This window comes from Neorhizobium sp. SHOUNA12A (assembly GCF_023006505.1).
Lineage (GTDB): Bacteria > Pseudomonadota > Alphaproteobacteria > Rhizobiales > Rhizobiaceae > Neorhizobium.
Genome location: NZ_JALBGV010000026.1, coordinates 37,450 through 52,820 on the forward strand (window position 1 = coordinate 37,450; position 15,371 = coordinate 52,820).

At 56.0% G+C, this 15,371-nt stretch carries 11 protein-coding genes and 7 pseudogenes; 8 read left to right on the plus strand and 10 right to left on the minus strand.

Translation table 11 applies throughout. The annotated features are described in order from the left end of the window. Nucleotides 1–739 precede the first annotated feature (739 nt). Nucleotides 740–805, plus strand: a pseudogene (locus tag MOV63_RS14015) (hypothetical protein); the annotation flags it as partial. A gap of 424 nt (nt 806–1,229) precedes the next feature. Here MOV63_RS14015 and MOV63_RS14020 read toward each other — a convergent pair. Then, the gene (locus MOV63_RS14020) at nt 1,230–1,517 is read right to left on the minus strand and encodes a hypothetical protein (protein WP_247034323.1); all 288 of its coding nucleotides are present in this window, start codon (nt 1,515–1,517) and stop codon (nt 1,230–1,232) included. Nucleotides 1,518–1,770: 253 nt separating this feature from the next. Between MOV63_RS14020 and MOV63_RS14025 the strand changes: the two genes are divergently transcribed. The 3 genes and pseudogenes from MOV63_RS14025 to MOV63_RS14035 form a co-directional block, all read left to right on the plus strand. Continuing rightward, a complete protein-coding gene (locus MOV63_RS14025; protein WP_247034325.1) occupies nt 1,771–2,013 on the plus strand; it encodes a hypothetical protein in 243 nt (80 codons plus the stop codon). A gap of 146 nt (nt 2,014–2,159) precedes the next feature. Continuing rightward, nucleotides 2,160–2,579: pseudogene (locus MOV63_RS14030) on the plus strand (Ku protein); the annotation flags it as partial. 184 nt (nt 2,580–2,763) lie between these two features. After that, a pseudogene (locus MOV63_RS14035) lies at nt 2,764–3,099 on the plus strand (IS630 family transposase); the annotation flags it as partial. Here the strand turns inward: MOV63_RS14035 and MOV63_RS14040 are convergent. Next, a pseudogene (locus tag MOV63_RS14040) lies at nt 3,090–3,191 on the minus strand (IS110 family transposase); the annotation flags it as partial. The pseudogenes MOV63_RS14035 and MOV63_RS14040 overlap by 10 nt on opposite strands. Nucleotides 3,192–3,212: 21 nt before the next feature. On the opposite strand from MOV63_RS14040, the pseudogene MOV63_RS14045 reads away from it, so the two are divergent. Together MOV63_RS14045 and MOV63_RS14050 are read left to right on the plus strand one after the other, a co-directional pair. Continuing rightward, a pseudogene (locus MOV63_RS14045) lies at nt 3,213–3,414 on the plus strand (hypothetical protein); the annotation flags it as partial. A gap of 103 nt (nt 3,415–3,517) precedes the next feature. Continuing rightward, nucleotides 3,518–4,165 (plus strand): hypothetical protein, encoded by a 648-nt coding sequence (locus MOV63_RS14050; RefSeq protein ID WP_247034328.1) that lies wholly within the window; start codon nt 3,518–3,520, stop codon nt 4,163–4,165. A 6-nt stretch (nt 4,166–4,171) separates the two neighbouring features. Here MOV63_RS14050 and MOV63_RS14055 read toward each other — a convergent pair whose 3' ends face one another. Then, nucleotides 4,172–4,348, minus strand: a complete 177-nt coding sequence (locus MOV63_RS14055) for a hypothetical protein (protein ID WP_247034329.1) — start codon at nt 4,346–4,348, stop codon at nt 4,172–4,174. A 1,013-nt stretch (nt 4,349–5,361) separates the two neighbouring features. Further along, nucleotides 5,362–6,427, minus strand: a pseudogene (locus MOV63_RS32980) (amidohydrolase family protein). Nucleotides 6,428–6,514: 87 nt separating this feature from the next. Here MOV63_RS32980 and MOV63_RS14075 point away from each other — a divergent pair. Beyond that, entirely contained in the window at nt 6,515–6,883 is a 369-nt protein-coding gene (locus tag MOV63_RS14075; protein ID WP_247034333.1) for a hypothetical protein, read from the plus strand. A 170-nt stretch (nt 6,884–7,053) separates the two neighbouring features. Here the strand turns inward: MOV63_RS14075 and MOV63_RS14080 are convergent. The 3 genes and pseudogenes from MOV63_RS14080 to MOV63_RS14090 all read right to left on the minus strand — a co-directional run. Continuing rightward, nucleotides 7,054–7,567: pseudogene (locus tag MOV63_RS14080) on the minus strand (helix-turn-helix domain-containing protein); the annotation flags it as partial. 86 nt (nt 7,568–7,653) lie between these two features. Then, nucleotides 7,654–9,891 (minus strand): DNA topoisomerase 3, encoded by a 2,238-nt coding sequence (locus MOV63_RS14085; RefSeq protein ID WP_247034335.1) that lies wholly within the window; start codon nt 9,889–9,891, stop codon nt 7,654–7,656. A 661-nt stretch (nt 9,892–10,552) separates the two neighbouring features. Then, nucleotides 10,553–10,813: a hypothetical protein gene (locus MOV63_RS14090; protein WP_247034337.1), complete on the minus strand. Its 261-nt coding sequence runs from the start codon at nt 10,811–10,813 to the stop codon at nt 10,553–10,555. Nucleotides 10,814–10,899: 86 nt separating this feature from the next. Between MOV63_RS14090 and lysA the strand changes: the two genes are divergently transcribed. Beyond that, nucleotides 10,900–12,204, plus strand: a complete 1,305-nt coding sequence (lysA, locus tag MOV63_RS14095) for a diaminopimelate decarboxylase (RefSeq protein WP_247034339.1) — start codon at nt 10,900–10,902, stop codon at nt 12,202–12,204. Between the two features lie 294 nt (nt 12,205–12,498). Here lysA and MOV63_RS14100 read toward each other — a convergent pair whose 3' ends face one another. The 3 genes from MOV63_RS14100 to MOV63_RS14110 are packed head-to-tail and all read right to left on the minus strand — an operon-like array spanning nt 12,499 to nt 15,359. Beyond that, nucleotides 12,499–13,344, minus strand: a complete 846-nt coding sequence (locus tag MOV63_RS14100) for a fumarylacetoacetate hydrolase family protein (RefSeq protein ID WP_247034341.1) — start codon at nt 13,342–13,344, stop codon at nt 12,499–12,501. 55 nt (nt 13,345–13,399) lie between these two features. Then, nucleotides 13,400–14,905: a tripartite tricarboxylate transporter permease gene (locus MOV63_RS14105; RefSeq protein ID WP_247034342.1), complete on the minus strand. Its 1,506-nt coding sequence runs from the start codon at nt 14,903–14,905 to the stop codon at nt 13,400–13,402. Nucleotides 14,906–14,909: 4 nt separating this feature from the next. Beyond that, the gene (locus MOV63_RS14110; protein WP_247034345.1) at nt 14,910–15,359 is read right to left on the minus strand and encodes a tripartite tricarboxylate transporter TctB family protein; all 450 of its coding nucleotides are present in this window, start codon (nt 15,357–15,359) and stop codon (nt 14,910–14,912) included. Nucleotides 15,360–15,371: the final 12 nt, after the last annotated feature.

The following is a 15,371-nucleotide window of genomic DNA, read 5'->3' on the forward strand; positions in this document are numbered from 1 at the left end:
TGACGGAGAGACTCGATCGCAGCTCGCGTCTCGGAGCAGACGACGCTTGCGGAAGAATCTGGTAACTATTGAAATCGAGCAGCGACGTGGTCGTCAACGCCTCCCGGCTGGTGATGACCTCGCTGCACGGGTGCGCATCGCTGCTGCCGTAGAAGAAGATGGCCGCTACGCACCTGCCCATGACGTACCGGTTTGGAAGGGATTTTTGTAGCCGGATCTTCGGCCAGAAACGTCCGCACGCACATGTTGTTCTGTCGGTCCGGATGAACAAGAGCGATGAGAACGACGCGCGGCTTAGCCGATTTGGTTCGGATCGGATGGTATCGCGAGGTTGCGGTGAAGAGTGAGGCCGGCCAACAGGCCCACTCTATGCTGATCGCGCGGTCCCGACTGGTGACGATGCGCCGAGATCTCGAAAATCAGATCCGATCGATGTTGAAAGAATGCGGTCTGATCTTCCCCCACGCCGTCGCCGGACAATCCAGCGCCGCGTCACCGAATTGACCGGAGACGGTCACGCGCTTTGGCCGGTTTTGCTACCACTGCTCTCCGTGCATGCCTATGTTTGACAAGAGCTTGATGGGTTGGACCGCCAGATCCGACAGATGGCTCGAACAGACGAAACAACAAGACGGTTGATGACCGTGCCAGGCATCGGCGTGGTAACGGCATTGAGCTTCCGCCATACCTTCGACCCGTCTCGCTTTCGAAGTGCGACGTCCGTGGGGCCTATCTGAGCCTGACGCCACGACGCAAGCAATCAGGCGAAACGGACACCGTCGGCCAAGTCTCGCGATGGGGCGATCGCCTGCTGCGAACGTATCTCTTCGAGGCCGCCAGTGTGCTACTCCATCGGACCCGGCGCTGGTGCGCATTGAAGGCTTGGGAGGCTGCAGTTGGCGAAACGCAATGGAATGAAAAAGGCGCGGGTCGCTGTTGCTCGCAAACTGGCCATCATCCTGCACTGCATATGGAATGATGGCACCCCATTCCAGTGGGGCAAGAAACCGACCTGATCCCTTATCGACCTTTACCCGAATCGCGGGGCTGAATTGTGCCTGTGATGTCCCGCCGGGACGGAGGTCGTGATGACCTCGTTGTTTCGGCTGCTGGCGGTTACGACCGCACAGCGCTCCACACGTTGCTGGCATCTGCTTCTCCTTCGTGAGCGCCACGGGCGCCGAGCAGGCATCACACGCTGATGCCTACCGAAGGGGTACTCCATCAGTTTAGTGATGTGAAAGGCTCTCAGAGATGCTCCGCGCGTCTGTATGCACCTCGCTTTCGAAGTCATCCAGTTTTTTCAACATAGCATCCACCAAAGAGATTTCCTGCTCTGGCGGCAAGGTCCCGTCACTATGCGCGTTCATCAATTCCATCCCTACCGACGAGAAAAACTCGTCAATTTGAGCTACGCTGGCGCCCTTGCTGGTCCATAGGACGAAGAGGCGGCGCGCAAGGGTGTGATGGACGACATTGCCGACAAAATGTGCCATAGTATCGTGAATTGTGGTCATGTATGTGGGTTCCATAACTGTCTTTATAATTTCATAACCTTGAACCGAGCGACTGGGAAACGAGATTGCGTTGCAATTGCAATGAGAAGTCGTCCCTCATTCAACTTCTGTATTCATTCCATTGGCTTGTTACCGGCTTTCCGAACATTCAAGTAAGCTGACCGCAACACGCGGAGATGCCGGTTCCGCCGAGGATCACCAGGATTGGCTGCACTGGGCGCCCTGAATCCTTGCAACCTTTGGCGGGCGTAGCATGCTGAATTCAACTACGATGACGACGACACATACCGTGCGTTCCATACTGTCCGCTTTACCGGGTGATCTATGTGCTGTCTCCCAAAGCAAATCGAAGAAAGGCATCGCTACGCCCGGGCATGAGATAGAGCTGATCGCGGCCCGCCTCAAGAGGGCGGAAGCGCTCTGCAAGGAAATTATGCGAAAGAGGCCGGAAATGACCGTCACCAAAGGCAGCCGCAACTTCTTCCCCATATTTTAATATGGTTATTACTTCGGGTCATCAATGAGGTACCGATTTCGCTCATGAACGGCTTACCGGGAACCCCCGCCGAACCAAGCCCTAACCCCGGAAAATTCCAGCGCCCGCTGGCCCGAAATCGGGGTGCACGTCAATCGAATGCAACGAATATCGACAAGTTCTATTTCGACCGGCCATATCACCTCGCACTGGTCGAGAAGCATGATGCTGAGGCGTTGCAGCTTCCGGCGCGGGCCCGAGGGTGTGCTTTTCCGGCGCAATCGCTCCCTGCCGATCCGGACACGGCGCCATCGTCGCCACGACCCTGAACTTCGATTGGGAAGTGTGTTCGGCCGCCGCGACCTTCAAGAACATCCCCGACGTCAAGTTCGACCAGGAAATGCTCGAGCTTGCGGGACACATTATCTCGACCAAATCTGGCCATTTCCGACCGGAGGATTGCCACGACCGCTATGACGCGGCGCTGCTCGAGCTGGTGAAGGCCGAGATGGAAAGTCGCAAGCCGCCGGAAACCCAGGGCGGAACCGAAGGGTAAGGTGATGGACCTGATGGATGTCGTGTGGCAAAGGGGCGGATGAGCGCGACAACGGCCGGAAGACCCAAGCGAGCAAGTCCACCGGTTCGAAGCAGAAGAGGCGAGTTGAGACGTCATGGCGTTGCATTTAGAGCAGGTCCTGTGATCGACGAATCGATTGTGAAGTGACGCGGCGGGGCGAAGCTGATTCAACATCCACAGCGAAGAGGTGGATGATGGCACAAGCACTGAGCGATGATCTTCGATCACGCGTATTGAAAGCGTCTGCGGCGGGCATGTCAGCACGCCAGGCCGCAGTCTGGTTCGGGGTTGGGATTTCGACGGCAATCGGGTGGATCGCAAGAGCGAGAGACGGCGAGCCGACCTCCCGGCCGCAACGCTGGAGACGACCCTTGGCCCTGGATGCACGTGAGGCGTTTGTTGTCGAGATGATTGAAGACCGTAAGGACGTGACGCTTGATGAAATGGTCGAGCGCCTGTGCGTTGAGCGACAGGTGAGCATCAGCCGGAGCGCGCTCGGTGCCGTGCTTCGAGGCCGCGGTTGGACGTGGTGGCGTACAAGAACCCGACCGTTCTCGTCTACATCATGGATCTGGAAGGCGCTCTTTGCGAGGTCGATACCGACTGTGGCAAGCTCAGACATGGATCGCTCCGTTGCTTCGGATATCTCCGCAACGGTCGCGGGAGTACGGCGGTCGCGCGCCGGTGCCGCCGTTTCCATGCCGTTTGCCTGGGAGGAACTCGGCGCTGATATCGGCCCGGCATATTTCACGGTCGACCACGCGCCTGCTCGTCTCGATGCCCCGCCGAAGGATCCCAGGGAGGGTTTCTTTGCCGCAGCTAGACCGCTGATCGCTGGCAAGTGACAGGATCTACCAGGACCCATAGCGACAAATGAAACGCTATCAATGTTGTTGGCGTGTCCCCTATTTCATATCCTCGTGAACGGATGTCGACAACGGGACGGTCATGCCAAACGAATCTTCCGAACGTTTCTTGCAACTGCCTGACGGTACATGGTCGAGAGCCAGCGAGACGACCGAAGTGTTCACCGTGACCTCCAGTCAAGGAGCATCGAGCCCGATCATTGAAATCAGACCGGGCCAACCGCATACGATTGCGACGGGCAGCTTGGCCGGTTGCAATTCCGTAGCCCTCATCGGCCGTGATGCTGAGGGCGGTTCTCTCCTACACATGAACTACTTCCCGCCGCTTTTGGAAGAAAGGCAGAAGCGGGATCTGGCATCGATATCGCATCGTTTTGCCAGCCTGTTTCAGACGAGCACGAAGGTGACTGCCCTCGTTGCCGTGCCGGGCGACTGGCAGAAGAATTCGGAAGGGCGCTATGAGATGGTTCCCAAAAATCCCGCGCGGGTTCAGGAGTTGAGCAATGCTGCTCTGAGCGGGTTTGGCGACGGGTCAGCGTCAGTTGACGTCAGAGTCCTTCCCTACAGGGATATTGCGCAACGTGGTGGTCACGACGGTTTCATTATCACCGTTCCAGCTTCGGCCGACAAACCGATCCGGTACGACCTGTACAGTCGTACCTATGGTTCGGTTGACGCATCTCACATTTCGGTCGAGCGAAGTACGAATTCGGCCGCAAATCCCAGGTGACAGGATCTACGGGGCTTCCTTTTCCAGACTCTTCTTCAGCGCATCCGTGATGTAGATGACGTTTTCCCCGGATTTCACAGGTGTTGCCTTCGATGCCAGCTTGCTGGCCTTGATCTGTTCCTGCTTCTTGCTGATCAGGGCCTTCATCCGCTTCCGTACGGGGTTCTGCACCAGCTCCTTCATCAAGCCTTTCGCTCGCTTAGCCAGGCCCGTTCAGCGGTGAGCGAGAGTAAATCACTCGTGAGATATCGTCTGAGGCAGTACATTGTGGTCTTTGCATTCTCTGTGAGGTCAGGCTGTCTGGCCGAACCGAGCCTTAAACCTGATCTTGTCGAACTCTGAACATCAGTGAACTGCGTTTACATGTTTCAAATGGAACCGAGGCGCTCTTGTGGGGCAGGACTGGCCTTATTATCTCTTCTTCTTGACGGTAGACCGCTTGGTAACCCTTTTACAAAGGTATTACCTCGTTCATGACATTGCGAATGATTTTACGCCTCATGGACAGATTCGGTTGCCCTTTTACTGAGAACGGCCAGGGGCTAAAATTATGGCTCATTTTGAAAGCACAGTACCTCAATATGTTTCAGGAAGCGCAATTGCTGGAAGCAGGTCGCCTACTCTGCGTCTGGGCGAGAATATCCTGCGGCGGCTGGCAGAACAATTGGCGCCAGGGTCCTCGGCGATATCCTCGAGCGCGAAAGCCTGGTCCCCGTCAGGTTTCAAAAGTACAGGTCCCATATCACGGCTACGTTCCCCCGGTCGGTCCAATCGCAGCACGGCATTTCCGACGCCCAGCCCCTTGCCAGGTCGTGTGACCGAAGGCTTGTTTACCCCGCTGTACAAGAACACTGGTTCTGTACTGCGGCTCGGTTCTAGCGTTTTGCGTAAAATGGCATTCACCCTAGGAAGCGATTGGCCTCGCGTTACAATCGACGACCTGTTGGCTTCCCGATTCCATGGTGAAGGCTCGATACCACGACTCCGTTCTGGCAGTTTGGCTAATCCCAGCGCGGCGTTGACGTTGGACAGCACCTTGCCGACGGTGGCCAACAAGCCCAACCCTGTCAACGGCAGCAACGCAGCACGCACTAGGCCGCCGGCAGAGAGGTCGAGTGTACGAGACCACAATGCACTTAGGGAACGTGGCTACGATGAAAGAGACAGTGATGTTTACGGCCGCTGATAGAGTGCTGTCATGTTATCCCCGATTTCATGGGCCTTCCCGCCACATAGGTTCTGCCACGATACGGTCGTCTGCCATGGTCTGCAGCAGGAAAAGCTTTTCGGGCAAGGTGCGGATGGTTTCCATCCGTAGCGCCATTTCCGGCGTCGAGACGGCATTCAGCGCCACCAGATCGGAGTCGCTGCCCGGGTCAAGCGTGCCGATGCTCCGGCCATTGACAGGGCTTCCGCATTGCCTCTCGTCATCAGGTTGAAGCTTTTAAGCGGATCGAGGCGCTCGACAAGCAGTCCGTAGCGGGCGTAGATATCCGTGTAGTTGATTGCTTCCGGGAAGAGTTCGCAGGTGTAGCGGATCTCGTCGTGATTTTCGGGAAGATGCGTCTGGATGTGGAGGTCCGGAAACTCCTGTACCAGCGCCTGCGTCGTCTCCATTTGGGCGGGCGTCGAGGCGATCGCAAAACGGGGGGATGGCGTCATGGTTACGGTCCTTGCCGTGCCAGTCGGGAATTACCTGGCGCCTCTTGTCATATCCCATTTCCGGCGCGTCGAGCAGACCTGCGGCGTGTTGCCGTCCACCATCACCTTGCCGCCGACCATGCACATGCCGCGCTTCAGGGCCTCCGCAAAGACGGCGTCGGCGGTTGCTTTGGTGCGACACCAGCCAGTCGAGATCGCCTGCTGTCGTGCCGTGGCGGAGAGGTTCGTCGTAGAACCGCGTGGCGATGCGGGCCGCGTGCTCACTTCGACGAAGCGGCATTCCTCCGGGAACGTGTAGGTGTTCAGCCATTCGAGCAGATTGGCGGCATAGGAGGCGATCCCCTGCATCTGCGGGAAGTGCATGTGCAAATCGATAAAGCCCGGCAGGATGAGATGCGGGCGGTGTTCAATCTCTTCAAGACCTTCCGGAGCCGGAGCTTTCACAACAGTATAAGCGCTGATGGCCTTGATCTTGCCGTCCGCGACCAGCAGTGCTCCATCGCACTCGTAGAGATAGCTTTCGGCGTCTGTCAGCGACAGCGGCGCCCGTACCCTGCGAGTTTTTACATATTCGCTCTTCCTGTTACAGACGAAACGCAATTGAAATTACAACCAGCTTGCATCAGGCTAATATAAACACTGCATTGATTTGGATTAAGGGTTCACAATATGCCTTTACGGCGAATATTGACGGTAGCCGCCAGGCTTGCGACCGAAGGTATAACGCAAATTCAGGAACTCACCTCTGACGGGAGGTCTCGTACCATTGACCGTGCGATAGACAGGCTCGACAAGCTCGCCCCCAAGGATCAATCGTTTGAAGCTCAGTCAGCCGTGTTGGATGACACCGAAGCTAAAGAACTTGTTGGTGCGGTCATGCGGATGGGGCAGTACTGGAACAGCGAGCAACAACAAAAAATTATTAATTTGTCGGAGAAACACTCAGGCTTAGAAACTCTCATGCGAGAGGAGATAATTGCGAAAGGCTCGGAAACAAAACCGTTTCGTAATCTCGATCAGCGTTCGCCCCGTTCATCGTCCAGCGACCGCGTTTGATTCAGATAAACCTCTGAAATCTTCCGCCCAAAGTGGATCGTAAACTGCAAGCGTTCTGAAAAGAACCTGTAGATGAGTAGCCTTCTACCATTGGCCTAAGGGTAGCGCCGTACAAGCGCTCAATTCAAGGTAGATGCCTATATAAGTTTCCGCACTCTCACGGAGCAAAGCAACCGCTCGCCGTTGCGGCATCGCCCATGGGAACGGGCCATATTGGTTGTGGTCCAGGTTTCATCGATGAACACGAGCCGCTCTGGATCGAGATCGAGTTGCTCCTCGAACCAACATTGCCGCTTTTCCAGGATGTCCGGACGGCTTTGCTCTACCACATGGCCAGTCTTTTTTTCGCGTTTGTTCGTGCCGGACAAGAAAGCGATGCAATGCCGACTTGCTGATTGCGATGCCCTGGGCAGCCAAATCATCGCGAAGTTCGAAAAGGGTGCCGTCCCTGTGTTCGCCGAGCCAGGTCATGATCAGATCGGCATGAGCTTCAGTCTTGTGCGAATTGCGGTCGCCGCCGAGTGAACCGGGTCGAACATTTCCCTGCTGGATTTGCAAGTTACGCCAACGGCTCACGCTGGCTGCGCTCACACCGAAACGCTCGGCAGCCTCTCTATGCGATGCGCCGCCGTCAACGGCGGCAAGCACACGTATGCGAAGATCAACGGAAAGGTCTCTCGACATCTCTGCCGACCTCGATCGGCAGATAGCTTGAAGCAGAAGGTGACTGATTTGAAAAGCCATCCGATTCAATCAGTCAGGGAAACGCTCTAAGCTCTCCTTCTTGACCTTTGCGATGCTCTGGGCATCCTTCTCCGCCTCGCTTTCTCTTCAGTTCCACCGAAGTTTGGCTGGCCTTTCAGATCTGCAAAGGTTTGCTTGCAGGTCGGGAAATTGCTGCATCCCCACCAAAAGCCACGGCCCTTCTTGTCCTTATGTCGCACAAGGCCGTGTCCGCAGGCCGTGCATTTGTGCTCTTCCGAGAGCTTGGGTGTTTCATGAAGTACCGGCTTGCCGGCCTTGTCATCACAGGCGTATTTGCAGCCCTCGGCAAAGCCGGCGCAGCCCCAGAAGAACGCGTCCTTGTCCTTCTTCTTGATGCGACGCAGCGGCTTGCCGCAGGCTGGGCATGGATGTGTGTCGATCTTTATACCGACGCCGTTCTGCTTAATATTGGCAACCTCACCGCTGATATGATCCACTAGCTCGTTCACGAAAGACAGGGTATCGCGCTCGCCGGTGCGAATGGCGCATTGTTGCTCGTGCCACAATGCAGTCATGTCGGGATATTTCGCCGTTTCGGGCAAGGCATCGTAGAACCCCTCTCCTGTCGGTGTGGCGAGTATGTGCTTGCCCATCTCCATCAGGTATCGCCGATCGAACAGAGTCTTGATAATGGAGTCGCGGGTGGCCGGCGTGCCGATTCCGCCATGCTCGGCGCCCCTGTCCCTATCCTTCTCGACCAGGATTTTGCGTAACCGCTCGTCACGGACGTATTTGGCAACGCGGGTGAGCTCAGACAAAAGCGTCGCCATCGTGTAGAGCGCCGGCGATTTGGTTTCCTGCCGTTCTACGTTTGCGTCCCGACAAGTTCCGGCCTGGCCCTCGGCAAGCATATGTAGGTCATGCTCAATGTGGTCGCTGTCGCCTTCCAGATCCTCGTTGCCAATATCGTTCTTGTAGAGAACTTTCCAGCCCGGCGATGTTGTTAGCTTCGACCTGATGGCGAAGCGGTGGCCGGCAGCGTCGATCAACACATCGGTCTGGTCGTAACGATGCTTGGGCCAGAACTGCGCGATATAGGCGCGCGCGATCAGCAGATAGATCTTCTGCTCTGCACCGGTCAACTTCAAAAGGTCCACCCTGTTTTCGGTCGGTACGATGGCGTGATGGGCAGAGACTTTTGATGAGTTGAAGGCCCGGCTCTTGATCTTCGGATCGGCACGTCCGATGGCGGTCTCAAGCAGCGGCGCGGTCTTCGCGATCGCCGCCAGCACGCCCGGCGCGTCGCCATGCTGTTCGTCGCTCAGATACTCGCAATCGGAACGATTGTAGGTGATGAGCCTGTACTTCTCGCGCAGCGCCTGGGTAATGTCCTTCACCTGGTCGGGCTTAAGACCGTATTTGCGCGATGCGTCGATTTGCAGCTTCAGCAGATTGTAGGGCAGCGGTGGCGACGCCTCGTTCGGTTTCGTCGCCGCCGAGACAATGTGGACTGGCTGACCACGCACGGCAGCCGCAATGCGCTCCGCTTGTTCATCATTGTTGAGCCGGCCGTCCCCATCCACCGGGTCACCCTCGGCGACCTGGTAGCGGGCGGGGAACCGGCTGCTTCCAAGCTCAAACTCGCCGTTGACGAGATAATAGTCGCATTTCTTGTGCGCCGCGTTCTCTCGACAGCGCCGCACCACGAGCCCCAAGATAGGGGTCTGCACGCGACCGACGCTCAATACGCCCTGATAGCCATTGGCACGCGCCGCCAGCGTATAGGCGCGCGTGATGTTGAAGCCGTAAAGTTGGTCACCAACGCCGCGCGCCTCGGCCGCCGCCGCCAGACCGGCAAAATTGCGATTGTCGCGCATTGCCCCGAGCTGGCGACGCACGACCTTCGTGTTGTTGTCGTTGATCAGCAGGCGCTGCACTGGCAGGCGGCAGTTAGCGTAGTCCAGGATTTCATCGACCAGAAGCTGGCCTTCGTCATCCGGGTCGCCGGCGTGTACAATACTTTTGGCCGCGTTCAGCAGGCCAAGAATGATGTTGAACTGCGCCTGGCCACTGATGGTAGGTTTCTTGCGCCAGGGAATGTGGACGATCGGTAAGTCATCCATACTCCAATGGGCATAGCGCTCGTCGTAATCCTCCGGATCGAGCAATTCCAACATGTGGCCGTAACACCAGGTGACCGTATCGGCACCGCAATCATAATATCCGTCCTTGCGGGATCCCCCGCCCAGCCCCTCAACGATGGCTCTCGCCAGATCGGGTTTTTCGGCAATGAAGAGACGCATCAAATTAGCCCTCTCAGAACTCAACGTGGCGGCGCATTGGACGGCGACCTGTTTAGGCACGTCCCACCGGTCGATTGGGCTGCACGAAATGAAACGCCGCCAACTTCCAGGGGATCTTTGACGCTCGATCCGAACGTCAATCCGATGTTGACACGAAGCTGCGTTCGGCATCTCTATCGGACTTCGGCTCATCCAATTGCGGTATTCCAGCCGGGGTACCAAGCTCAGATTTCCGCGACTAGAGCATTTCCGGCAAAAACGGAGTCGCCTCCAATGTTCTATGCTTTTGTTATTTCGCAATTCCGGACGCAAAACCGGTTCCAACTTTTGCTGGATTTGCTCCAGGTCCGATGCCGGAGTGTGAAGTATTACAGAGAAGAAATATTAAAAAAAGTTAACTACAATAGCAATGCTTGTAAAAACAAAAGCAAACATATTGCGCAAATTTCGATTGCATATGAAATATCATTATGGGTGGCCGAATGTTGAAATTACCTCAGTAATGTTTAACAGTATTCAAGTTCGACTTCGAGCTTTCGCCCAGCATTGTTTCTGGATTACCCTCTCCCCGCTCGCGCATCCTCCATGCGCGGCCACCTAATCTCCCCGGCCCAAATGTCGGGGAGATATTTTCATAGGACGCATCTTGCAAATCAAATCATTAGCGAGCGACGCGCCGACGCAGATACCTGTCGTGACGCCCGGCAGCCGGAGGTCCCAGATCACCCGTTCTGGATGGGACCGTGCCCATGTGATTGCCGGTAAGGCCCGCCAGAAGAACACCCAGGATGGTCGACGGAGACAGGAAATATTTGCCGGTCGCCATGGACATCATCGCCAATACGAAAAGACCGGCGAGGCCGAAGGCGATCAGCTTCCAGCCTCCGGAGGCGATTGAGATGACCCCCAGCAATTTCAGCACGGTGACTCTCCGCACGGATTGTACTTCACTACGGGTTAGCGTGATATTTTAACATATATATCGGATTTCCTCGGAGGACGACAATCATGGCCAGAAAAAATAGGGTAACCGATCATCCCGTATATCAAGATGATAAACTTGCTCTACGGCTCGCAGAAAAATTTCACACGCCTCTTTACATATTCGACGAGGCGACGATTAGAACAAATGCTCGCGAAATCATGTCGTCCGTCACCTACCGTCCCTTTCACCCCCGTTATGCTTGCAAAGCATTGACGATCGGGGCAATTTTGAAAATTATACACGATGAGGGTTTTTGGATCGATGCCTCTTCCATGAATGAGGTTGACCGGGCGATCTTAGCTGGCGTCAAGCCATCCGAGATCTACTACACCGGCGAAGGCGCAACACTCACGATTTATCAACGCCTCGTAGAAAGAGGGATTCTCGTCAATTGCACCTCAATTGATCAAATAAGACTCCTTGGCCAGGCGGGTGGTCATCGGTGTTCGCTTCGTCTCAATCCCGGCGAGGGCGATGGTGCAAACAACAAGACCAACACAGGCGGTCCGAGCAGTAAGCATGGCATTTACTTCACCCAGATCGATGAAGCCAAAAAAGTGGCTAATGAGCATGGCATCAAAGTAGTTGGTGTCCATTCTCACATCGGATCGGGCACCGACCTTACTCGTTGGCTGTTCATCAAAGACAAGACACTCGCGATGGCGAAAAGATTTCCCGACCTTGAGATTGTCAACTTAGGAGGCGGTTTCCCGGTTATCTACAATGATGACGTCGACGGTGGGATGCCCTTGGAGGACTGGGGAAGGGAGCTCTCCAAAGCGATGGATGAATTCTCTCGGGAAGTTGATCGGGAAATCGAGCTCCAGATTGAACCGGGCCGATATCTCGTCGCTTCCGCTGGCGTGCTGCTTGCCGAGGCTGAGGCGGTAAAGAACACGGACCCCGATGAGGGTTCATGCGGCTATAACTTCGTCATTGTCAACACGGGCTTGAACCACAATATCCGTCCCTCTCTCTATGGGGCGTATCATCCAATTCGCTTCACGCCCCGTGATGGTATCGTTCGGCCTCAGACAGAACCGTACGTTGTCGCGGGTTACCTTTGCGAATCCGGTGATGTCTTCACTGTGGATAAATCCGGTGTCCTTGTCCCCAGAGAGCTTCCAGAGGTGAAAGTCGGCGACGTGATGGTCATGGGTGGAGTTGGGGCTTACTCGCACTCGATGAAGAGTGAATACAACTCGATGAACCTCCCCGCGTCCGTGTTGATAGAAGCAAGCGGACACGCACGCGTCATCGAGCGTCGGGGCACTCTTCATGACCTCATGCGTCGCGAAGTAGAAGCCTACGACGATACAGAGTCATAATTTGCCACTTAAAACTCACCTTCTCTCCGTCACAATATCCTACATGATGAAAGCGCGTTGCCACCGAGCGCTCTGTGCCTCCATCACCGCAGACGTCCTTGCAGCCTCATCGTTGAGCTCTTTCCCTGCGCGATTAGGGGGCCGACGGAAGCAATGCGCGTCTGCCGCCAAGCGTCCACCGAGCTTGGTGAAAGCTTCAACCCTGTCAGATTTAGACCTTACGGCCATATGGCCTTGGTTCCATATTTTTTCTCACCCCAAAGTCCCGGCGCTATGTCTGATTGACCTGCAGCCTCACGCGTTTGCGACCCGGTTTCTCAGGGTGCCAACAGTGCCTATTTCAACTTCAACGAGGTCGCCCTCCCGCATATAGATAGGCGGCTCACGGCGGTCACCGACTCCGCCCGGCGTGCCGGTAACGATCACGTCGCCCGGCGAGAGAAGGGTGAATGTCGAGCAATAGGCGATCAGTTTCTCGATCGGAAAGATGAGATTTGCCAAATGCGAATCCTGCATCAAGGTACCATTTAGCCGAAGCTGGATCGGCAACAAGCGGTAATCACCTACCTCGTCTGGCGTGACCAAAGCCGGGCCAAACCCACCGGTGCCGGGGAAATTCTTGCCCGGGGTGAACTGACTGGTGTGCCGCTGCCAGTCGCGCACCGACCCATCGTTATAACAGGCGTAACCAGCGATAAATTCCATCGCAATTTCCTCGGAAATATTGCGGCCGTGCCTGCCAATGACAATCGCAAGCTCCGCTTCATAGTCAAAGCGCTCGGAAAAAGAGGGCTTGAGCATGGGTTGATCGTGACCGACTTGTGAATCCGCAAAACGGGTAAAGATCGTCGGATATTCGGAGTCGGGCCGGTTCGTTTCCTTGCGGTGATCGTCGTAATTGAGGCCCACACAGATAATCTTATCCGGATCGGGAATCACGGGGTGCAGTTTCAGATCGTGGAGCGGCAGCTGCGGTGCTTGCCCAAGATGATCATGCGCCTGGCCCAGCAATCCTTTCGAAAGCGCTTGCTTAAGGGTCGTCACCTGAGGCGCCAGGCGACCCGTTAGGTCAAAAACAATCTGGTCGGACAGAAAGCCGAATCCGTCTTGCCCGTGGTACTCGAAGCTCACAAATTTCATGCCGATCTCACATTGCGATGGAGTTGATGGTTTGAGAACATTAGGTGCCGCGGCCTCAAGCCTCTTCGACAAATGCGGCGCTGCGTCCCCGCCGGATTTGCGGAAGGAGGACAATCACACAGATGATCGCAGCGGCGCCGAGCATGACGACCGATAGAGGGCTTTGATAGAAAATCGCCACATCGCCATTCGAAAGAAGCAGCGCCCGACGGAAATGCTCCTCCATAAGTGGACCGAGAATAAACCCCAGAAGAAGAGGCGCCGCCTCGGCGCGCATTCGCCAGAACAAGCATCCCAGCAGAGTGAAGCCCGCTGCGAAATAGATCGGCAGAACCCGGTTTCCGATACTGTAGAGACCGACGCAACACACCGTCAGGATGATCGGGAACAGGATCCAGTAGTTTACGCGGATGAGCCGCACCCAGAGAGGAATGAGGGGCAGGTTCAGCACGATCAGGATTGCATTGCCGATCCACATAGAGGCAATCAGGCCCCAGAAAATATCCGGGTTGGAAACCATCACGAACGGACCAGGCGCAATATTATGCACCATAAGGGCGCCAATCATCAGCGCCATCACCCCGTTGCTGGGTATGCCAAGCGTCAGCATCGGAATGAAGGAGGTCTGCGCTCCCGCGTTGTTGGCGGCTTCCGGGCCTGCTAAGCCCGCCACTGCGCCATGGCCAAACTCTTCGGGGTGTCGTGACAGGCGCTTTTCCATGGCATAGGATGCGAAAGAGGAAATCATCGCACCACCACCAGGCAGAAGCCCGAGAACCGAGCCAATCATCGTGCCTCGCAAAATGGGAAACGCTGCCTGCTTTGCCTCCTTTCGGCTCATCCAGAGATTGCCAAGCGTCGGAGCGGTTACCTCGCGGGCGGTATTGTTGCGGATATTCGTGACGATGTCGGTGAATGCGAACAACCCCATCGCGACAGCAACGAATTCGATCCCCTCCGTCAGCGAAAAGGAGCCGAAGGTAAAGCGGTAGGTGCCGCTGTTTACGTCAGCCCCGACAAGTCCCAGGATCAGACCTGTCAGCACCATTGCAACGCCTTTGATGAAAGACCCGTGCGCCAGCAGTGTCGCGGCAGTCAGTCCAAGTACCATCATGGCGAAATATTCGACAGGTCCGAACAGAAAGGCCACCTCGGCAAGGATGGGGGAAAAACCCGCAATCAAAAGGGTTGCGACTGTGCCGGCAAAGAAGGACCCGATCGCGGCTATCGCAAGGGCAGCGCCGGCGCGTCCCTTGCGCGCCATCTGATGTCCGTCCAGACATGATACGATCGCCGATGATTCACCCGGCAGATTGACGAGGATAGCCGTCGTCGAGCCGCCATATTGGGCGCCGTAATAGATACCCGCGATCATGATCAGACCGGTGACGGGCTCGAGAGAATAGGTGAGCGGCAGAAGCATTGCGATCGTGGCAAGCGGCCCGAGACCCGGCAATATGCCGATCGCTGTTCCAACCAGCACACCGACAAAGCAGAAGGTGAGGTTATTGAGCGAAAGCGCAGCGTCGAAACCGATGCCAAGATTGTTGAACAGGTCCATTGGATCAAACCGCAAACATGGGCAAAGATATGCCGAGGAAGTACACGAAGACGACGTAGCAGAAGATCAGCAGCCCGGCGCTGAGCGCCGCAGCCCGTTTCCATGTGAAATGTTCGGACGCTCTCAAAGCAATCACAACCTGCGCGGTGACAGCAATGGCCAGCCCCGCCGTTAGAACCAGGAATGCGAAGACGAGCAGCGAGGCGGTGATCAAGATCAATGGCCAAAGCGGCAAATTTCTAGCGATTTCGCCATTCCCCAGCAGGCCCTTGACGAAGATGACAAGGCCGATGAATGAGAGCAGAATGCCGAGCATGAACGGGAAGAGGCCCGGGCCCATCGCGGCGATCGTCCCCATCTGGTATTGTAGCGACAAGCTGGCCGTTAGCCCGCCGAAAAGGGTGAAGAACAGACCTGCCTCTAGATCGGCTTTCCCGTTGGACGTCGAAAACACCTGACTAACCTC

Excerpts from the sequence above, each read along its gene's own strand:
- MOV63_RS14020 (WP_247034323.1), bottom strand. The coding sequence starts at position 1,517 with ATGACCACAATTCACGATACTATGGCACATTTTGTCGGCAATGTCGTC.
- MOV63_RS14025 (WP_247034325.1), top strand. The coding sequence starts at position 1,771 with ATGCTGAATTCAACTACGATGACGACGACACATACCGTGCGTTCCATA.
- MOV63_RS14050 (WP_247034328.1), top strand. The coding sequence starts at position 3,518 with ATGCCAAACGAATCTTCCGAACGTTTCTTGCAACTGCCTGACGGTACA.
- MOV63_RS14055 (WP_247034329.1), bottom strand. The coding sequence starts at position 4,348 with ATGAAGGAGCTGGTGCAGAACCCCGTACGGAAGCGGATGAAGGCCCTG.
- MOV63_RS14085 (WP_247034335.1), bottom strand. The coding sequence starts at position 9,891 with ATGCGTCTCTTCATTGCCGAAAAACCCGATCTGGCGAGAGCCATCGTT.
- lysA (WP_247034339.1), top strand. The coding sequence starts at position 10,900 with ATGGCCAGAAAAAATAGGGTAACCGATCATCCCGTATATCAAGATGAT.
- MOV63_RS14100 (WP_247034341.1), bottom strand. The coding sequence starts at position 13,344 with ATGAAATTTGTGAGCTTCGAGTACCACGGGCAAGACGGATTCGGCTTT.
- MOV63_RS14105 (WP_247034342.1), bottom strand. The coding sequence starts at position 14,905 with ATGGACCTGTTCAACAATCTTGGCATCGGTTTCGACGCTGCGCTTTCG.